This is a genomic window from Bradyrhizobium sp. Kon56, from assembly GCF_055807635.1.
This window is the reverse complement of the sequence record NZ_JBVVOU010000004.1, coordinates 365,948-379,974: the sequence shown is the minus strand read 5'-3', so window position 1 is coordinate 379,974 and position 14,027 is coordinate 365,948. Positions and strand designations below refer to the sequence as shown.

The following is a 14,027-nucleotide window of genomic DNA, read 5'->3' as shown; positions in this document are numbered from 1 at the left end:
AGCGCTTGGCGTTAGTCGCCGGATGGATGCGGGAAGTTCAAACCCCTCCGCTGTTATGCCCCGCCAAAGCGGGGCATCCGGTACGCCGCGCGTCACAGTTCTAGCCTCGCTGCCTCTGGAATACTGGATCACCCGCTTTCGCGGGTGATGACACTTTTCGTGGGGCGCGTGCGCACCGTCACACACCCCACGAATCAAAACCGCCGCGCCCCTTTCGGAACGCGGCGGCTGGTGATGCGGGATGCAGCGATCAACTGTTGCGCAGGCCGTCGGCGGCGCGCTTCCACTGCGAGACGTTGTCGGCGATCATGCGGGTCGACTTCATCGCGGCCTGGCTGAGCTGGGCGTAGCCGGAGATCTCGCGCTGGACGCGCTGGCCTTCGGCGTGGAGCAGGTCGCGCAGGCTCTCGAGCTCGGAGATCAAATTCTCGATCTCGGCGAGGGAGGTGCCGGCGACGCGCTGGATCAGCGAGTTGACGTTGGTGACGGTGGCCTCCGCGCTCGGATCGAGCGGCGGCGCGTCCGCGGCGGTCGCTGCCGGACGGCGCAGATAGGCGATGTCGTTGCGGACGAAGTCACGGATGCCGGCTTCGACTTCCGTCACTGCGGCAAGGTTGGTGTCGATGGTCTCGGTCTCGGTGGCTTCGGTCTTTTCCGGACGCATGGCGTTCATCGTTATTCCCCTGTTCGCGTTGAGCGCAGCGCGAGTGTCCCCCGCACGACGACGTCGGTCTGGGACTAGGGCGCCGGATTTTGGCCGCAACTTGGCCGAGGTGCGGCAAGGGCGGTCCATTCGGGGGCTTTGCCGTGGCGTATGGTTACCGGAGTCTGAACGCGGCCGCCGCGCCGAAGTGAATGCGCGGCCGCTCGGTGCTCGACTCCCTCGCCCCGCAGGGGGGAGAGGCGAAAACAGCTACCAGCTCTTCTTGAAACCCGCCGTCAGGCTCTTGTTGATCGCCCCTTGCGAGGTTTCGCCGACCGAACCGGAGACGGTGACGTTGTCGAACAGCTTCTGTTCCGCGCCGACCTTGCGCAGCCATTTGTCGTCCGTGGTCGACAGCGACTGGCCCGCGGTGATGCTGGTGCCGGTATCGGTGAGAGTGACCTTGGCCGACTGCTCGGTCTCGTAATTGCGCGTGACGTGACCGCCGACGCCGGGGAGCGCCGTGGTGCCCTGCTGGTTGACGCTGTAGCCGTTCTGCAGCGTCAGCGACGTGTCGCCCGACAGCGGCACCGACTTGATCAGCGAGGCCCCGAGCTTGCTCTGCTCCGCGCCGGGATCGACGCGAGCCTCCACCGCGGTCTTGTCCCAGATCGCGCCGGCGCCCGGCGCGGTCGCGGCCGCCCAGGCGCTGCCGGACGATTGAGGCACGCTGCCGCCATTGCTGGCCTTCTGTGCCAGCAGCTCGGACATCGTCCGCGGCTCGCTCGTCACCGTCATGTCGGCGCCGATGCGGGCGTCCCAGAATGAGGATACCGACTGCTTCACCGTCACCGCCGAGGAGCCGTTGGCGTTGGCGTTCGTCGCCCAGTTCAGCCCGTCCTTGGCGGCGGCCTGCGCGCGCTTCTTGGCGGCGATGATGTCGTTGAGCGTGCCGGCGTCGATCGCGAGCTGGCCCCAGTCGAGCTTGTCAACGTCGATGCCGCTCAGCACGTCGGGGTCGTTGACGTCGGGGGCCTCCGCCGCTTCGGCGTCGTCGTCGGGCGCTGCGGCCGGGCCGGGGGAGAAGGGCGGAATGATCTGCGCCGAAACCGTCAGCACCGATCCCAAGATCAAAGCGGCCGCCAGCATCGGCAGCCTGGTCCAGCCAAACCCTGTCGCGAATTCCATCGTCCTGCCCGTCAGCCCAGTTCCCGCCGAGGATGCGGAACCATCATTGCGAAATTGTGGCGGTTCCATCAGACGCGAACCAACGGGCCGCGCGAAAGGCGCGCGCCCGATGACGAGCTTCTCCACGATTGCATCGGCGGGGCTGGAGGCCAGGACGCGTCGTGGGGTGCTCAGCCATCGGTCCCGAAGTGCGGGGCCCGTTGGTGTTCCGTTCAGCCGACGCTGGTCATCTTCGGCAGATGAATGGCGCGGCCAAGTGCCTGCTCGACCAGATCAAACGTGTCGATCAGCACGCGCATGCTGGTGAGCTTGCCCGCCCTGAACTGGGCAAACTGCGCCACCCGCAAGCTGATCGGCTTGCTGGAATCCAGTGCGGTCAGCGAATAGCGCAGCATCGAGGCGGCGGAATCGACACCGAGCATGATGCTCTCGCGGTCGAAGCGGCGGACCTGGAAATTGTCGGCGAATTGGCGGATGACGTCGAGCACGGCGTCCTTGCCCTGGCGCGCGCCGAGGAACGGAAACATGTCGATCGGCCCATAGAGCGCCCACTCGACGTCCTCGTCGATCAGGGCCTCGATGTCCTCGAAATGCCGGTCGTTGATCGCGCGGTGCAACGCACGCGAGAAACGCCAGAGGCTGTGCTCTGTCATCTTGGGCAGTCCTGAAGCTGGCTTGCGAAAAAGCGAAAAACAACCCCAAGCGCACAGGAAAGATGCCGCGGGGTCGCTCAACTCATTTGTATACGAACAAAATACGTCAATTCGGCCAAAACGCAATTCACGTTTTCGCAATGCACAATTGATTCCGGCGTGTGAGATTTACAATAGAACCCCGTATTTTCCCGGTCCGGGCCGGTTTGGGAGAGAGCTAGCCCCCGTCCACCCGCTCGCCCACGATCAGGGGGCCGATCTCACGTTCCAGCACCTGCTGCACCAGGTCGTAGGAATCGATGATCTCGCGGATCTGCGCCACCTTGCCGCGGCGAAAAGTGTAGAAGACGGCCATGTCGACCTGAATGATGCGGTCGTTGCTGCGCTTCCTGAAGAACACGCGCAGATAGGCCGCGACCGTGTCCCCCTCGGCGACGATCTGCGGCACCTCGTAGCGGATCTCGGCGTATCGCTCCTGCACGGTGCGCCAGAATTCGCCGAGCTCCTGCTTGCCGTGGCAGGGGCCCATGTGCGGCAGCACGTCGATCGGCGCGTGGGTGAGGAAGTCGACGTCCTCGGTGCAGCACGACAGCGCGGCCGCGAGATCGCTGCGCGAGATGGCGTCGAGCAGATGCAGCACGCGCTGGCGATTGAGCTTCTCGACCGTCATTCCGCCCGCCCTCATCGGCCGTGTGGAGTTCGCGCAAGGCTAACGCGCTGCCTCGGACACCGGCAATCCGCAAACCACAGGGGATATTGCTGACGTATGACGCGCCAGCGCAATGCCAGGTTCATGGCTGCAATTTATGATTGAGCGAGCGCGAGCCTTCACGAATTCGTGCAGGCGTTCGGCTGCATGGTCTAGCGAAGCATCGCGTGCGCGCGGGAACCGGGACGGGCCCGTGCCTGTTGAGAGTGCGACACCGCATCCGGAGACATCGATCCATGAAATCCCTCGCCGCCATCGCCGTACTTCTCATCTGTGGCGCGACGTCCGCCGCCAACGCCAAGGGCTGCATCAAGGGCGCCGTCGTCGGCGGCGTTGCCGGCCACTATGCCGGCCATCACGGCGTCCTCGGCGCCGCCGCCGGGTGCCTCTACGGCCGCCACCATGCCAAGGAGCAGCAAGAGCAGGAGAGACAGCGGCAACAGCAGAGCCAGGTGAACGGGCAGGGCAAGCTGTAACCCCTGGTCATTCGGGAGGCGCGCCTTGTTCCCGCAGAGGAAATGGACGTGACGCATCTCACATCATGCCTCCCTGATGGCGGCTGGATTCATCTGCATGTCCTCAGGGAGACGTGCCATGGCCGCCATCGCCAGAGTCAGAAATTCCAGCCTGCATAACGCGCTCCTAGGCCTCGCGCTGACCGCGACGCTGCAGAGCTTCCCGACCTTCGCCGCCGCCGCCTTCCTGCTCAAGCTGGTCGGCAATCACGACCTGGTCGGCGATCGGCGTCGCCATCTTCGACGCCATCGCCTCGCTCGCCCATGCGCTGCTTGCGGTGAGCTTCCCGCATTTGTTCAAGACCGTCTACGAACCGAAGTTCTTCGAGGCCCATCTGTCGCTCGCCGACAAGATCACGGCATGGCGCACCCAGCCGGTCGCCTCGCTGCAACTGATGACAACCGTGCTGCTGCTGTCGGTGATGGCGGTGGTGACGGCGAGCCTGGGGTGAGTTCGCGTTCTCATGATTCTCCGACGCCGCCATGAACAACCATGGGCGGCGCCGGCGCTCCGCGCCCCCTTACCTCTTCTTCCACCCACCCCTATGCCCCGGCGCCCCACCGCTCGACCTCGGCGATGGCCCGAACTCCGGCCCTGACTGCCTTGAATCCGTCGGCTGGATGATGCGGCTCTCGCCACCGAACGGCTTCGACGGCAGCGCGCGGTCGCCCCGATATGGCAACGATTCCGGGCCGTGCATCTCGTCGAGATGCGGCTTGTGGATTCGCGAGCCCTTGCTGCCGCTGGCCTTGAGCGCTGTGGCGGCGCTCTTGTTCTTCAGCGCGCTGACCGGCAAATTGGCGGCGTCGCCGTATTTCTTCGCGCCCGCATAGGCTCCGGCCTTGCCCTGCACCGTGCGCTGCTTGACGGTGGGATCGTCGACCACCGCGAGCTCGGTGGCGCGCAGGCGCTTGACCTCGTCGCGCAGGCGCGCGGCTTCCTCGAAGTTCAGATCGGCGGCGGCCTCGCGCATCCTCGTCTCGAGATCGCCGAGCACGGCTTCAAAATTGTGGCCGATCGAGATGACGTCGTCGGTCATGTCGTGGCCGCCGATCTCGACCAGCACGTGATCGCGCTCGTAGACGCTGTTCATGATGTCGCCGATCGACTTCTTGATGCTCTCCGGCGTGATGCCATGCGCCGTGTTGTACTCGACCTGCTTCTCGCGGCGGCGGTCGGTTTCGGCGATGGCGCGCTCCATCGATCCCGTCATCTGGTCGGCATAGAGGATCACCTTGCCGTCGACGTTGCGCGCGGCGCGGCCGATGGTCTGGATCAGCGAGGTTTCGCTGCGCAGGAAGCCTTCCTTGTCGGCGTCGAGGATCGCGACCAGCGCGCATTCGGGAATGTCGAGGCCTTCGCGCAGCAAATTGATGCCGACCAGCGCGTCGAACGCGCCGAGCCGCAGATCGCGAATGATCTCGATGCGTTCGATGGTGTCGATATCGCTGTGCATGTAGCGAACGCGAATGCCCTGCTCATGCAGATATTCGGTGAGATCCTCCGCCATGCGCTTTGTCAGCACCGTAATCAGCGAGCGATAGCCGGCCTGCGCCGTGGCCCGGACCTCGCCGACGAGATCGTCGACTTGGGTGCGGGCCGGGCGGATGTGGACCGGCGGATCAATCAGACCGGTCGGGCGAATCACCTGCTCGACGAACACGCCGCCGCTCTCGTTGATCTCCCAGGCGCTGGGCGTCGCGGAGACCGCGATGGTCTGCGGCCGCATCATGTCCCATTCCTCGAAGCGCAGCGGGCGGTTGTCCATGCAAGAGGGCAGCCGGAAGCCATATTCGGCGAGCGTCGCCTTGCGGCGGAAGTCGCCGCGGAACATGCCGCCGATCTGGGGAACGGTGACGTGGCTCTCGTCGGCGAACACCAGCGCGTTGTCGGGCACATATTCGAACAGCGTCGGCGGCGGCTCGCCGGGCAGGCGCCCGGTGAGATAGCGCGAATAGTTCTCGATGCCGGCGCAGCTTCCGGTTGCCTCCATCATCTCGAGGTCGAAGGTGGTGCGTTGCTCCAGTCTTTGCGCTTCCAGCAGGCGGCCCTGGTCGTGGAGCTGGTCCAGCCGCATCTTCAATTCGGATTTGATCGACTTGATCGCCTGCACCAGCGTCGGGCGCGGCGTCACATAGTGCGAGTTGGCGTAGATCTTGATGAATTCGAGCTCGTCCTGCTTGTGGCCGGTGAGCGGGTCGAACTCCTCGATGGTCTCGACGGTGTCGCCGAACAGGTTCACGCGCCAGGCACGGTCTTCATAGTGCGCCGGGAAGATGTCGATGACATCGCCGCGCACGCGAAATGTGCCGCGGGTAAAATCGGCCTGGGTGCGCTTGTACTGCAGCGCGACGAGGTCGGCGATCAGCTGGCGCTGGTCGATGCGCTCGCCCTTCTTCAGGGCAAAGGTCATCGCGGTGTAGGTTTCGACCGAGCCGATACCGTAGATGCAGGACACCGAGGCAACGATGATGACGTCGTCGCGTTCGAGCAGCGCGCGCGTCGCCGAGTGGCGCATGCGGTCGATCTGCTCGTTGATCGAGGAGTCCTTTTCTATGTAGGTGTCGGTGCGAGGGACATACGCTTCCGGCTGGTAATAGTCGTAATAGCTGACGAAATACTCGACCGCGTTGTCGGGGAAGAAGCTCTTGAACTCGCCATAGAGCTGGGCGGCGAGCGTCTTGTTCGGTGCCAGGATGATGGCGGGCCGCTGCGTCGCCTCGATCACCTTGGCCATGGTGTAGGTCTTGCCGGAGCCGGTCACGCCGAGCAGCACCTGCGAGCGGTCGTTGCGGTTGATGCCCTCGACCAGCTCGGCGATCGCGGTTGGCTGGTCGCCGCGCGGCTCATAATGCGACTTGATCTCGAAGCGCACGCCGCCTTCGGACTTTTCCGGGCGCGGCGGCCGATGCGGGGTCCACACCCTGGTGGAGCCGTCGTCCTTGCGGAACTCCGGCCGGCCCTCGCGGATCAGCGATTCCAGCGCGTCGGCGGTGGCCTTGACGCCGAGCGCCTCCATCTTGCTGCGCGGCGGACGAGCCAGGGCTTCGGCATCGTCCTCTTCCGTCGGGAGGCCGAGCTGACGCGCCAGTTCCGGATCGAGCGTCGGTATCGTGGCCGCGGTTCCGTAATTGGCCTGCGGCGCCTCGTCGAAACCCGCGTCGCGGGCGCCGGGCGGCTGCGGATTGGGCCGCAGCGGCATTGGCCTCGTATTGTCCTGCGGAAACTCTTTCGGCGTCGAGGCCCGCGCGCGATGCGCGGCGGCCTCGCCTCCGGAGCGGCGGTCGCGCGAATTGTCCGGCGGCGGCTGCAGTCCGGTGCCCGATCCGAGCCCGGCATCGCCGCGATTGATCGCGGGATTGAGCAACTCGGCCAACGCCGGCCCGATCGGCTGCACGTCGGGGCGAGACGCCTTGGAATTCGGCGCCTTCGCGTTCGGAGCCTTGGCCTTGGGGGATTTGCCGGATTTTTCGAAGGATGCAGGTTTCTTCGCCATGCTCCGAATATGGGGCGAGTCCGCCTCGCAATAAAGAGCGAATGCCCGGCAATGCTCAGACTGCTGACAGCAGGTTGGCAGCAGGCCTTGGGATCTTGCGATCAGGCCGCCGGCAGCGGTCCCTCATCGTCCCCGGCTGCCTGACGCGGCTCGAGGATGTCGAGATGGATGCCGCCGCAATCGGTGCAGCGCATGGTCCAATACTCGCATCCGGCACGGCCGCCGATCACGCGGAGCACCGTGAGATCGCCCTCGCATTCCGGGCAGCTGGACAACACATTGCGGGTGTAAATCCTCGGCCGCGGCGTGTCTTCGAATTCGATGACTGACATGACCGATTTCCCCCTTTGACCCTGCGCCGTTCCTTGGTTCGCCTGCAGTCCCGCTCGCTTATTCGTCGTCGCTGTCGTCGGCCCGCCGGCGGAAGCGATCGATGTGGTGCTTGGCATGGGCAATCGCGGCATCGGGATCAGGCCAGGCGAAGCCGACTTCCATGGCCGGAAACAGCACGCCGTCGATGGCAACCGGGCTGAAATCGGCACGCCGGATCCGGGCGTGCCACAGCCCCTGGCCAGCTTCGAAGGATTCGATGTCAAAGCCGTCGTAAAGGGTCGTCATTGCAGTCCCCAAAATGTTTTATTCGAGCGCCTTGTTGGAGGGTCAGGGGACCACGTTTGCGGATTTCAGGATGTGAAGCCGTTCACAAGCGGCGGGCTTTTTTGCCAAAGTCCGATAGCAGCGTCAGTTCCGCGCGCTGGTGCGGCCGGGCCGCCGGACGGGACGGGCGGCGGGTTCCGACGCCGCGCGCATGATCCACCGGCGGAACGCGGCAAAGTCGCGCTGCTCGGTCTGGAAGCTGCGATAGAGCAGGTACCAGCGCATGCCCTTGGGCACCGAGAGCTCGAATGGCGCCACCAGCCGGCCGGCGGCGAGGTCGTCGTCGATATAGGGTCGGATGCCCATGGCGATTCCGAGCCCGTCGGCGGCAGCCTGAAGCGCCTGGCCGTAGAACTGGAACTCCGGTCCCCGCGCGTTGACGCGCGCGAGGTTTGCGGCCTTGAGCCAGATCGGCCAGTCCTCGGGCGAATGCGCGACGCGGATCAGGCTCGGTGCCTTGAGATCGGCCGGGCGCTTCAGCGAGGAGGCGAGGCGGGGCACGCAGACCGGCGTGAGGTCGCCGGCGAACAGCGGCTCGGCCACCAGCCCCGGCCAGTCGCCGGTGCCGAGCTGGATGCCGCAGCTCCAGTCCTCGCCGAACGGCACCGACGCGCCGCCGGTGGTGAAGCGCACCTCGATGTCGGGCTCTTCGCTGCGAAACTCCGACAGGCGCGGGATCAGCCAGCGCATCGCAAAGGTGTGGCCGATGCCGATGGTGAGCACGCGGACGCTCGAGGGCGCCGTCACCTGCGCGGTGAGGCTTGCGAGCGCATCGAAGATCGGCGTCAGCCCGCTCTGATAGGCGCGGCCCGCCTGCGTCAGCAGCAGCTTGTTGGCCTTGCGCTCGAACAGCGCGACGCCGAGCCGTTCTTCCAGGATGTGCACCATGCGGCTGACGGCGGCTGCCGATACGCTCAGCTCGAGGCCGGCCGCGGCAAAGCTGCCGGCCCGCGCCGCGGCCTCGAATGCCTTGATGCCGTTGAGAAACAGCAAGCGCCGCAAATGATCGACCCTCAGGAAAGCTGATGCCGGGCCAAGATAACTCAGTTTGCGTAGACGGGGCAAGCGGGGCACGTTTCCTTCGCTTCGCGCCGCGAGCGGGGAGAAGGCCGGGAGATTTTTACGTGACGCCCATCATGATCGCTGCCCTTGGATTGCTGATGGTCGGCACCGCGTTCCTGTCGGGGCTGTTCGGCATGGCGGGCGGGCTGATCCTGATCGGCGTGCTGCTGGCCTTGATGCCGCTGCCGACCGCGATGGTGCTGCATGCGATCACGCAGATGGCCTCCAACGGCTGGCGCGCCTTTCTCTGGCGGACGCATATCCGCTGGCGCCCGGTCGCGAACTATATGGTCGGCGCGGCCGTCGCGCTCGCGGCGTGGTCGCTCACGCGCTACGTACCGGACAAGCCGGTCGCGCTGCTGCTGCTCGGGATCACGCCGTTCATGGCGCGGCTGCTGCCCGCCAACATCAAGCCGGATCCCGACCGTCTCTGGCAGGGCACCGTCTATGGCACGATCTGCATGGGCCTCATGCTGATGACCGGCGTGTCGGGGCCGCTGCTCGACACCTTCTTCCTCGGCGGCGATTTCGGCCGGCGCGAGAAGGTGGCGACCAAGGCGATGTGCCAGCTCGTCAGCCATTTCAGCAAGCTGATCTATTTCGGCGGCGTGATCGACCAGGCGGCGACGCTCGATCCCGTGCTCGCGGCCGTCGCGATCGCAGCATCCATGCTCGGCACCACGCTGGCGCGGCGCATCCTCGAAGCCATGACCGACCAGCAATTCGTGGCCTGGTCGATGAATCTGATCACCACCATCGCCTGCTACTATATCGCCTATGGCAGCTGGCTGCTGGTCCGCACGCCGGTGCTGGCAGCCTTCGACAAGGGAGGTTTGCAATGAGCGAGACTGCCGACCCGCTGGTGCTGGACTTCGTCGAGTGGGTTGCGCGCGAGCCCCGCGCCTATGCCGAGGTGATCGCGACCTGGAAGACGTCGTGCCCGCGCCTCACCATCTGGGAAGACGCCGCCGACCGCGGCTATGTCGCGCGCGAGACGCTGCCCGGAATGGGGCTGGTGATCGCGGTGACGGAGCACGGCGAGAGGCTGCTGCGCACGAACGGGCGCTAGCTCTCCACATCCGTCGTTGCGAGCGCAAGCGAAGCAATCCAGAATGCTTCCGCGGCGGCAGTCCTGGATTGCTTCGCTTCGCGTGCAATGACGGAATACCGGGAGACCCTTTCATGTCGCTCAAACTCTTCGAACTCGTCGGCACAGACGCCTCGCGACCGTTCAGCCCGTTCTGCTGGCGCACGCGAATGGCGCTGGCGCACAAGGGCCTTTCGGCGGAAACGTTGCCCTGGCGCTTCACCGAGAAGAGCGCGATCGCGCCACATGGCTCGGAGAAGGTTCCGGTGCTGCTGCATCACGACCAGCCGGTGGTCGATTCCTGGACGATCGCGATCTATCTCGAAGACAAGTTTCCGGATCGTCCGTCGCTGTTTGGCGGCGAGGGCGGGCGCGCCATGGCACGCATGCTCAATGTCTGGGGCGACATCGCCATCGTCGGCGGCATCTTTCCATTGATCATCGCCGACATTCCGAACAATCTGGACGAGGTCGACGCCGCCTATTTCCGCCAGTCGCGCGAGGCCCGTTTCGGCGGCAAGAGGCTGGAAGAGATCATGGCCAGCCGCGATGCCGGCGTGGTCGCCTTCCGCAAATCGCTCGAGGTGATGCGGCAGACCCTCAAGAAGCAGCCCTTCATCGGCGGCGCCGCACCGAACTATGCCGACTACATCGTGTTCGGCGGTTTTCAGTGGGCGCGCGCGACGAGCCCTTTCAAGCTGCTGGAAGCGGACGACCCGGTTTACGCCTGGCGCGAAAAGCTGCTGGATGCGTTCGACGGCATGGCACGGAAGTCCCCGGGGCATCCAGTGTAGTTGTCGCGAGCCGTCTCTCCTCAACGTCGTCCTGGCGAAAGCTAGGACCCATACCGCGGACGCGGAGGGTTATGTTGCCTCCGCCGCCGCACGCAAGCACGCCCGGCACAAGCAATCCTCGCCCTTGACCGGCATCGGCAGCCGCGCCGTTTCTTCCGCGCACCAGCAGGTGCCGGAGAGGTCGCAGCCGAACTCGGCGCCGCAACGAGAGCAGGCGAGGCGGCGGGGTTGCTGCGCCGGAATGTCTTGCCGATTTGTCATGATTTGCGCAAAAGCCGGGCTGTCGTTTTCATGCCGGGTTCATCTCCCGCTGCGGTATATTAGGCCTCGCGCACGTATCGGGAAAGCGGTTGGCAGCGCGCGAAGGACATATCGATGGCCCGCGATTCGCAAGCCGCGCTCGTCGCGCTCAACCGTTTCGGCTTCGGCGCCCGCGGCGGCGCATCCGGCGATCTCATCAACGCGGCCTCCGATCCTCGCGGCTTTGTGAAGGCGGAACTCACTCGTCCCAACGGTGTGCTGCTGGAGGCGCCGGGCCTGCAATCCGCGCCGCAGCTCGGGCAGGCCGTGTTCGCCTATCAGGATCAGGTCAATCAGGCGCGCGAGGCCGCCGCGAAGGCCGGCGCGCCGACTGAAGCGCCGTTGCAAGCGCCGGCCGATCAGAGGCCCGGACCGCGCCGCAATCTCTCGCTGAACGCCGTGGCAACCGAGATCGCCGGCCAGATGGCCGAGGCCAAGCCCGGTAACAATAAGCCGGCTGACAACAAGCCGGCTGACAACAAGCCGGCGGACAATATGGCCAAGCCGGACACTATGCAGCCCAACGCGGCCGCGCCGCCTGCCGCAAAACCCGCCCCGCAGCCGCTCAACGTCATCCAAAAAACCTTTCGCGCCGAGGCACTGGCGCGGTTGCAGCGCGCGACGCTGGTCGAGTGCGGCTTCACCGAACGGCTGGTCGTGTTCTGGTCCAACCATTTCTGCATCTCCGCCAGCAAGGGCGAGCTGGCGCGGATCTGGGCCGGTGCGTTCGAGCGCGAGGCGATCAGGCCGCATGTGCTCGGACGTTTCGCCGACATGCTGAAAGCGGTGGAGCAGCATCCGGCGATGCTGTTCTTCCTCGACAACCAGCAATCGCTCGGACCGGACTCGCGCGCGGGCCAGAACCGCAAGCGCGGGCTGAACGAAAATCTCGCGCGCGAGATCATGGAGCTGCATACGCTCGGCGTCGGCGGCGGCTATACGCAGGACGACGTCACCTCGCTCGCGCGCATCATCACCGGCTGGACCTTTGCTGGCCGGCAGGGACAGCTGGGAGCGCCCGGTTCGTTCGTGTTCAACGTCAATGCGCACCAGCCCGGGCCGCAAATGCTGCTCGGCAAGACCTACGAGCCGACCGGCCTTGCGCAAGGCGAAGCCGCCCTCGCGGACATCGCACGCCATCCCTCGACCGCGAGCTTCATCGCCACCAAATTCGTCCGCCACTTCGTCGCCGACGATCCGCCGCCGGCGCTGGTGGCGCGACTGCGCGATGTCTTCATCAAGACCGACGGGGATCTCAAAGCGCTGGCAACCGCACTGGTCGATTCCGACGAGGCGTGGAAGGCGCCACTGACCAAGATGCGCAGCCCTTATGATTTCCTGGTCGCGAGCGGCCGGCTGCTCGCGCGCGTGCCGGAGGATCCCGGCGCCTATCTCAACAACCTCAATCTGCTGGGCCAGCCGCTGTGGTCGCCGGCCGGCCCGAATGGTTTCGCCGACACCAGCGCCGCCTGGGCTGCGCCGGAAGGCATCAAGCTCCGGCTCGACATTGCCGCGCAAATGGGCGCGCGGCTTGGGCCCAACATCGACCCGCTCGATTTGTTGGAATTTGCCGCCGCGGATGCGGCCTCGATCGAAACGCGGCGGACCATCGAGCGCGCGGAGTCGCGGCAGCAGGCGCTGGCGCTGCTGTTGATGTCGCCCGAAATGCAGAGGAGATGATGATGATCGACTGCGTCGAGAACCGGCTCCTCACCTCGCGGCGCGGCCTCCTGCTTGGCGGCGCCTCGTTCGCGGCCTGGGCTTACTTGCCGAAATTCGCGCGCGCCGCGGATGGCCGCGATCCTCGCCTGATCGTGGTGATCCTGCGCGGCGCGCTTGATGGGCTTTCGACCGTCGCGCCCGTCGGCGATCCCGATTATGCCGGCCTGCACGGGGCGATCGCGCTCACGGCGGACGGTGCGCATCCCGCGATCATGCTCGATACTTTCTTTGCGCTGCATCCGGCGATGCCTGAGTTCGCACGCATGTATCGCGACAGGCACGCCGCGGTGATCCACGCGGTCGCGACGCCCTATCGCGACCGCTCGCATTTCGACGGCCAGGACGTGCTCGAAAGCGGCTATGCCGGCCCGGGGCGCGTGCAATCCGGTTGGCTCAACCGCGCGCTGGAAGCGCTGCCGCGCGGCGAGCGGGTGTCGAGTGCTCTTGCCGTCGGCCCGACCACGCCGCTGGTGCTGCGCGGCAATGCGCCGACCGTCGGCTGGGCGCCGGTGGCGCTGCCGCAAGCCGATGACGACACCGCAATGCGTCTGGTCGAGCTCTATCGTCACCGCGATCCCGCGCTGGCGGCTGTGCTGTCGCAGGGCCTTGCGCTGGAAAAGGCCGCGAGCGGCGACGACATGAAGCCGAAGCCGGGCAACGCGGTCGCGCAGATGCGGCAGGTCGCGCGCGGCGCCGCAAAACTGATGGCGTCGGACGACGGCCCGCGCATCGCGGCGCTCGCGTTCGATGGCTGGGACACGCACGCCAATGAAGGCGGCCCTGTCGGTCGCCTCGCATTCCTGCTCGGCGGGCTCGACGGTGCGCTCGCCGAGTTCGAAAGCGGCTTAGGGGAACGCTGGCGCGACACCGTCGTCGTGGTCGCCACCGAATTCGGCCGCACCGCGCGCATCAACGGCACAGACGGCACCGATCACGGCACGGGAACGATCGCGCTGCTCGCCGGCGGCGCGGTGAAGGGCGGCCGCGTCATCGCCGACTGGCCCGGCCTCAAGCCCGCCAACCTTTTCGAGGCCCGCGACCTCAAGCCCACCACCGATCTGCGCTCCGTGATCAAGGGCGTGCTGCAGGGCCAGTTCGGCCTGTCGGATCGCGTGCTGGCCGAGACGGTGTTTCCAGATAGCGCAAGCGCACGTCCGATGAAGGGGTTGGTTGCTTAACCTACGATTCCGGGGCCCGCAC

The 14,027-nt window shown here is 66.0% G+C and carries 17 protein-coding genes; 7 read left to right on the top strand and 10 right to left on the bottom strand.

Going from position 1 to position 14,027, the window contains the following annotated elements; translation table 11 throughout:
• Window positions 1-250: 250 nt before the first annotated feature.
• From AC0L3B_RS09550 to AC0L3B_RS09535, 4 genes are all read right to left on the bottom strand, one after another.
• Window positions 251-673: a hypothetical protein gene (locus tag AC0L3B_RS09550; protein WP_018453528.1), complete on the bottom strand. Its 423-nt coding sequence runs from the start codon at window positions 671-673 to the stop codon at window positions 251-253.
• A 240-nt stretch (window positions 674-913) separates the two neighbouring features.
• Window positions 914-1,831, bottom strand: coding sequence for a hypothetical protein (locus AC0L3B_RS09545; RefSeq protein ID WP_026232548.1), 918 nt, complete (start codon window positions 1,829-1,831; stop codon window positions 914-916).
• A gap of 212 nt (window positions 1,832-2,043) precedes the next feature.
• The gene (locus AC0L3B_RS09540; RefSeq protein ID WP_018453530.1) at window positions 2,044-2,484 is read right to left on the bottom strand and encodes a nuclear transport factor 2 family protein; all 441 of its coding nucleotides are present in this window, start codon (window positions 2,482-2,484) and stop codon (window positions 2,044-2,046) included.
• A gap of 217 nt (window positions 2,485-2,701) precedes the next feature.
• A complete protein-coding gene (locus tag AC0L3B_RS09535) occupies window positions 2,702-3,154 on the bottom strand; it encodes a nuclear transport factor 2 family protein (protein WP_473380324.1) in 453 nt (150 codons plus the stop codon).
• Between the two features lie 275 nt (window positions 3,155-3,429).
• Between AC0L3B_RS09535 and AC0L3B_RS09530 the strand changes: the two genes are divergently transcribed.
• Window positions 3,430-3,669, top strand: a complete 240-nt coding sequence (locus AC0L3B_RS09530; protein ID WP_018453532.1) for a hypothetical protein — start codon at window positions 3,430-3,432, stop codon at window positions 3,667-3,669.
• Window positions 3,670-3,835: 166 nt separating this feature from the next.
• Here the strand turns inward: AC0L3B_RS09530 and AC0L3B_RS09525 are convergent, their stop codons facing one another.
• Window positions 3,836-3,958, bottom strand: coding sequence for a hypothetical protein (locus tag AC0L3B_RS09525; protein WP_456653374.1), 123 nt, complete (start codon window positions 3,956-3,958; stop codon window positions 3,836-3,838).
• 28 nt (window positions 3,959-3,986) lie between these two features.
• Between AC0L3B_RS09525 and AC0L3B_RS09520 the strand changes: the two genes are divergently transcribed.
• Window positions 3,987-4,160, top strand: a complete 174-nt coding sequence (locus AC0L3B_RS09520) for a hypothetical protein (RefSeq protein ID WP_473380323.1) — start codon at window positions 3,987-3,989, stop codon at window positions 4,158-4,160.
• A 69-nt stretch (window positions 4,161-4,229) separates the two neighbouring features.
• Here AC0L3B_RS09520 and uvrB read toward each other — a convergent pair whose 3' ends face one another.
• From uvrB to AC0L3B_RS09500, 4 genes are all read right to left on the bottom strand, one after another.
• Window positions 4,230-7,205: an excinuclease ABC subunit UvrB gene (gene uvrB / locus AC0L3B_RS09515; protein ID WP_473380322.1), complete on the bottom strand. Its 2,976-nt coding sequence runs from the start codon at window positions 7,203-7,205 to the stop codon at window positions 4,230-4,232.
• Between the two features lie 101 nt (window positions 7,206-7,306).
• On the bottom strand, window positions 7,307-7,537 hold the full coding sequence (locus AC0L3B_RS09510) for a hypothetical protein (protein ID WP_018453534.1): 231 nt from the start codon (window positions 7,535-7,537) through the stop codon (window positions 7,307-7,309).
• 58 nt (window positions 7,538-7,595) lie between these two features.
• Window positions 7,596-7,823 carry a hypothetical protein gene (locus tag AC0L3B_RS09505; protein ID WP_007596778.1) on the bottom strand — a complete coding sequence of 76 codons (228 nt, stop codon included), beginning with the start codon at window positions 7,821-7,823 and terminating at the stop codon, window positions 7,596-7,598.
• 123 nt (window positions 7,824-7,946) lie between these two features.
• The gene (locus AC0L3B_RS09500; RefSeq protein ID WP_018453535.1) at window positions 7,947-8,864 is read right to left on the bottom strand and encodes a LysR substrate-binding domain-containing protein; all 918 of its coding nucleotides are present in this window, start codon (window positions 8,862-8,864) and stop codon (window positions 7,947-7,949) included.
• Between the two features lie 122 nt (window positions 8,865-8,986).
• Here AC0L3B_RS09500 and AC0L3B_RS09495 point away from each other — a divergent pair, with 122 nt between their 5' ends.
• From AC0L3B_RS09495 to AC0L3B_RS09485, 3 genes are all read left to right on the top strand, one after another.
• Window positions 8,987-9,766: a TSUP family transporter gene (locus AC0L3B_RS09495; protein ID WP_368507074.1), complete on the top strand. Its 780-nt coding sequence runs from the start codon at window positions 8,987-8,989 to the stop codon at window positions 9,764-9,766.
• The gene (locus AC0L3B_RS09490) at window positions 9,763-9,993 is read left to right on the top strand and encodes a hypothetical protein (RefSeq protein ID WP_473380321.1); all 231 of its coding nucleotides are present in this window, start codon (window positions 9,763-9,765) and stop codon (window positions 9,991-9,993) included. Before AC0L3B_RS09495 ends, AC0L3B_RS09490 begins: the two co-directional genes overlap by 4 nt.
• A 113-nt stretch (window positions 9,994-10,106) precedes the next feature.
• Entirely contained in the window at window positions 10,107-10,805 is a 699-nt protein-coding gene (locus AC0L3B_RS09485; RefSeq protein WP_018453538.1) for a glutathione S-transferase family protein, read from the top strand.
• Window positions 10,806-10,874: 69 nt separating this feature from the next.
• Here AC0L3B_RS09485 and AC0L3B_RS09480 read toward each other — a convergent pair whose 3' ends face one another.
• Window positions 10,875-11,066: a cysteine-rich CWC family protein gene (locus AC0L3B_RS09480; protein ID WP_083926324.1), complete on the bottom strand. Its 192-nt coding sequence runs from the start codon at window positions 11,064-11,066 to the stop codon at window positions 10,875-10,877.
• 114 nt (window positions 11,067-11,180) lie between these two features.
• Here AC0L3B_RS09480 and AC0L3B_RS09475 point away from each other — a divergent pair, with 114 nt between their 5' ends.
• Both AC0L3B_RS09475 and AC0L3B_RS09470 read left to right on the top strand, forming a co-directional pair.
• Entirely contained in the window at window positions 11,181-12,785 is a 1,605-nt protein-coding gene (locus AC0L3B_RS09475; protein ID WP_473380320.1) for a DUF1800 domain-containing protein, read from the top strand.
• Window positions 12,786-12,787: 2 nt separating this feature from the next.
• On the top strand, window positions 12,788-14,005 hold the full coding sequence (locus AC0L3B_RS09470; protein ID WP_026232550.1) for a DUF1501 domain-containing protein: 1,218 nt from the start codon (window positions 12,788-12,790) through the stop codon (window positions 14,003-14,005).
• Window positions 14,006-14,027: the final 22 nt, after the last annotated feature.

Excerpts from the sequence above, each read along its gene's own strand:
- AC0L3B_RS09550 (WP_018453528.1), bottom strand. The coding sequence starts at position 673 with ATGAACGCCATGCGTCCGGAAAAGACCGAAGCCACCGAGACCGAGACC.
- uvrB (WP_473380322.1), bottom strand. The coding sequence starts at position 7,205 with ATGGCGAAGAAACCTGCATCCTTCGAAAAATCCGGCAAATCCCCCAAG.
- AC0L3B_RS09485 (WP_018453538.1), top strand. The coding sequence starts at position 10,107 with ATGTCGCTCAAACTCTTCGAACTCGTCGGCACAGACGCCTCGCGACCG.
- AC0L3B_RS09490 (WP_473380321.1), top strand. The coding sequence starts at position 9,763 with ATGAGCGAGACTGCCGACCCGCTGGTGCTGGACTTCGTCGAGTGGGTT.
- AC0L3B_RS09525 (WP_456653374.1), bottom strand. The coding sequence starts at position 3,958 with ATGGCGTCGAAGATGGCGACGCCGATCGCCGACCAGGTCGTGATTGCC.
- AC0L3B_RS09545 (WP_026232548.1), bottom strand. The coding sequence starts at position 1,831 with ATGGAATTCGCGACAGGGTTTGGCTGGACCAGGCTGCCGATGCTGGCG.
- AC0L3B_RS09475 (WP_473380320.1), top strand. The coding sequence starts at position 11,181 with ATGGCCCGCGATTCGCAAGCCGCGCTCGTCGCGCTCAACCGTTTCGGC.
- AC0L3B_RS09535 (WP_473380324.1), bottom strand. The coding sequence starts at position 3,154 with ATGACGGTCGAGAAGCTCAATCGCCAGCGCGTGCTGCATCTGCTCGAC.
- AC0L3B_RS09540 (WP_018453530.1), bottom strand. The coding sequence starts at position 2,484 with ATGACAGAGCACAGCCTCTGGCGTTTCTCGCGTGCGTTGCACCGCGCG.
- AC0L3B_RS09505 (WP_007596778.1), bottom strand. The coding sequence starts at position 7,823 with ATGACGACCCTTTACGACGGCTTTGACATCGAATCCTTCGAAGCTGGC.
- AC0L3B_RS09470 (WP_026232550.1), top strand. The coding sequence starts at position 12,788 with ATGATCGACTGCGTCGAGAACCGGCTCCTCACCTCGCGGCGCGGCCTC.
- AC0L3B_RS09480 (WP_083926324.1), bottom strand. The coding sequence starts at position 11,066 with ATGACAAATCGGCAAGACATTCCGGCGCAGCAACCCCGCCGCCTCGCC.
- AC0L3B_RS09510 (WP_018453534.1), bottom strand. The coding sequence starts at position 7,537 with ATGTCAGTCATCGAATTCGAAGACACGCCGCGGCCGAGGATTTACACC.
- AC0L3B_RS09530 (WP_018453532.1), top strand. The coding sequence starts at position 3,430 with ATGAAATCCCTCGCCGCCATCGCCGTACTTCTCATCTGTGGCGCGACG.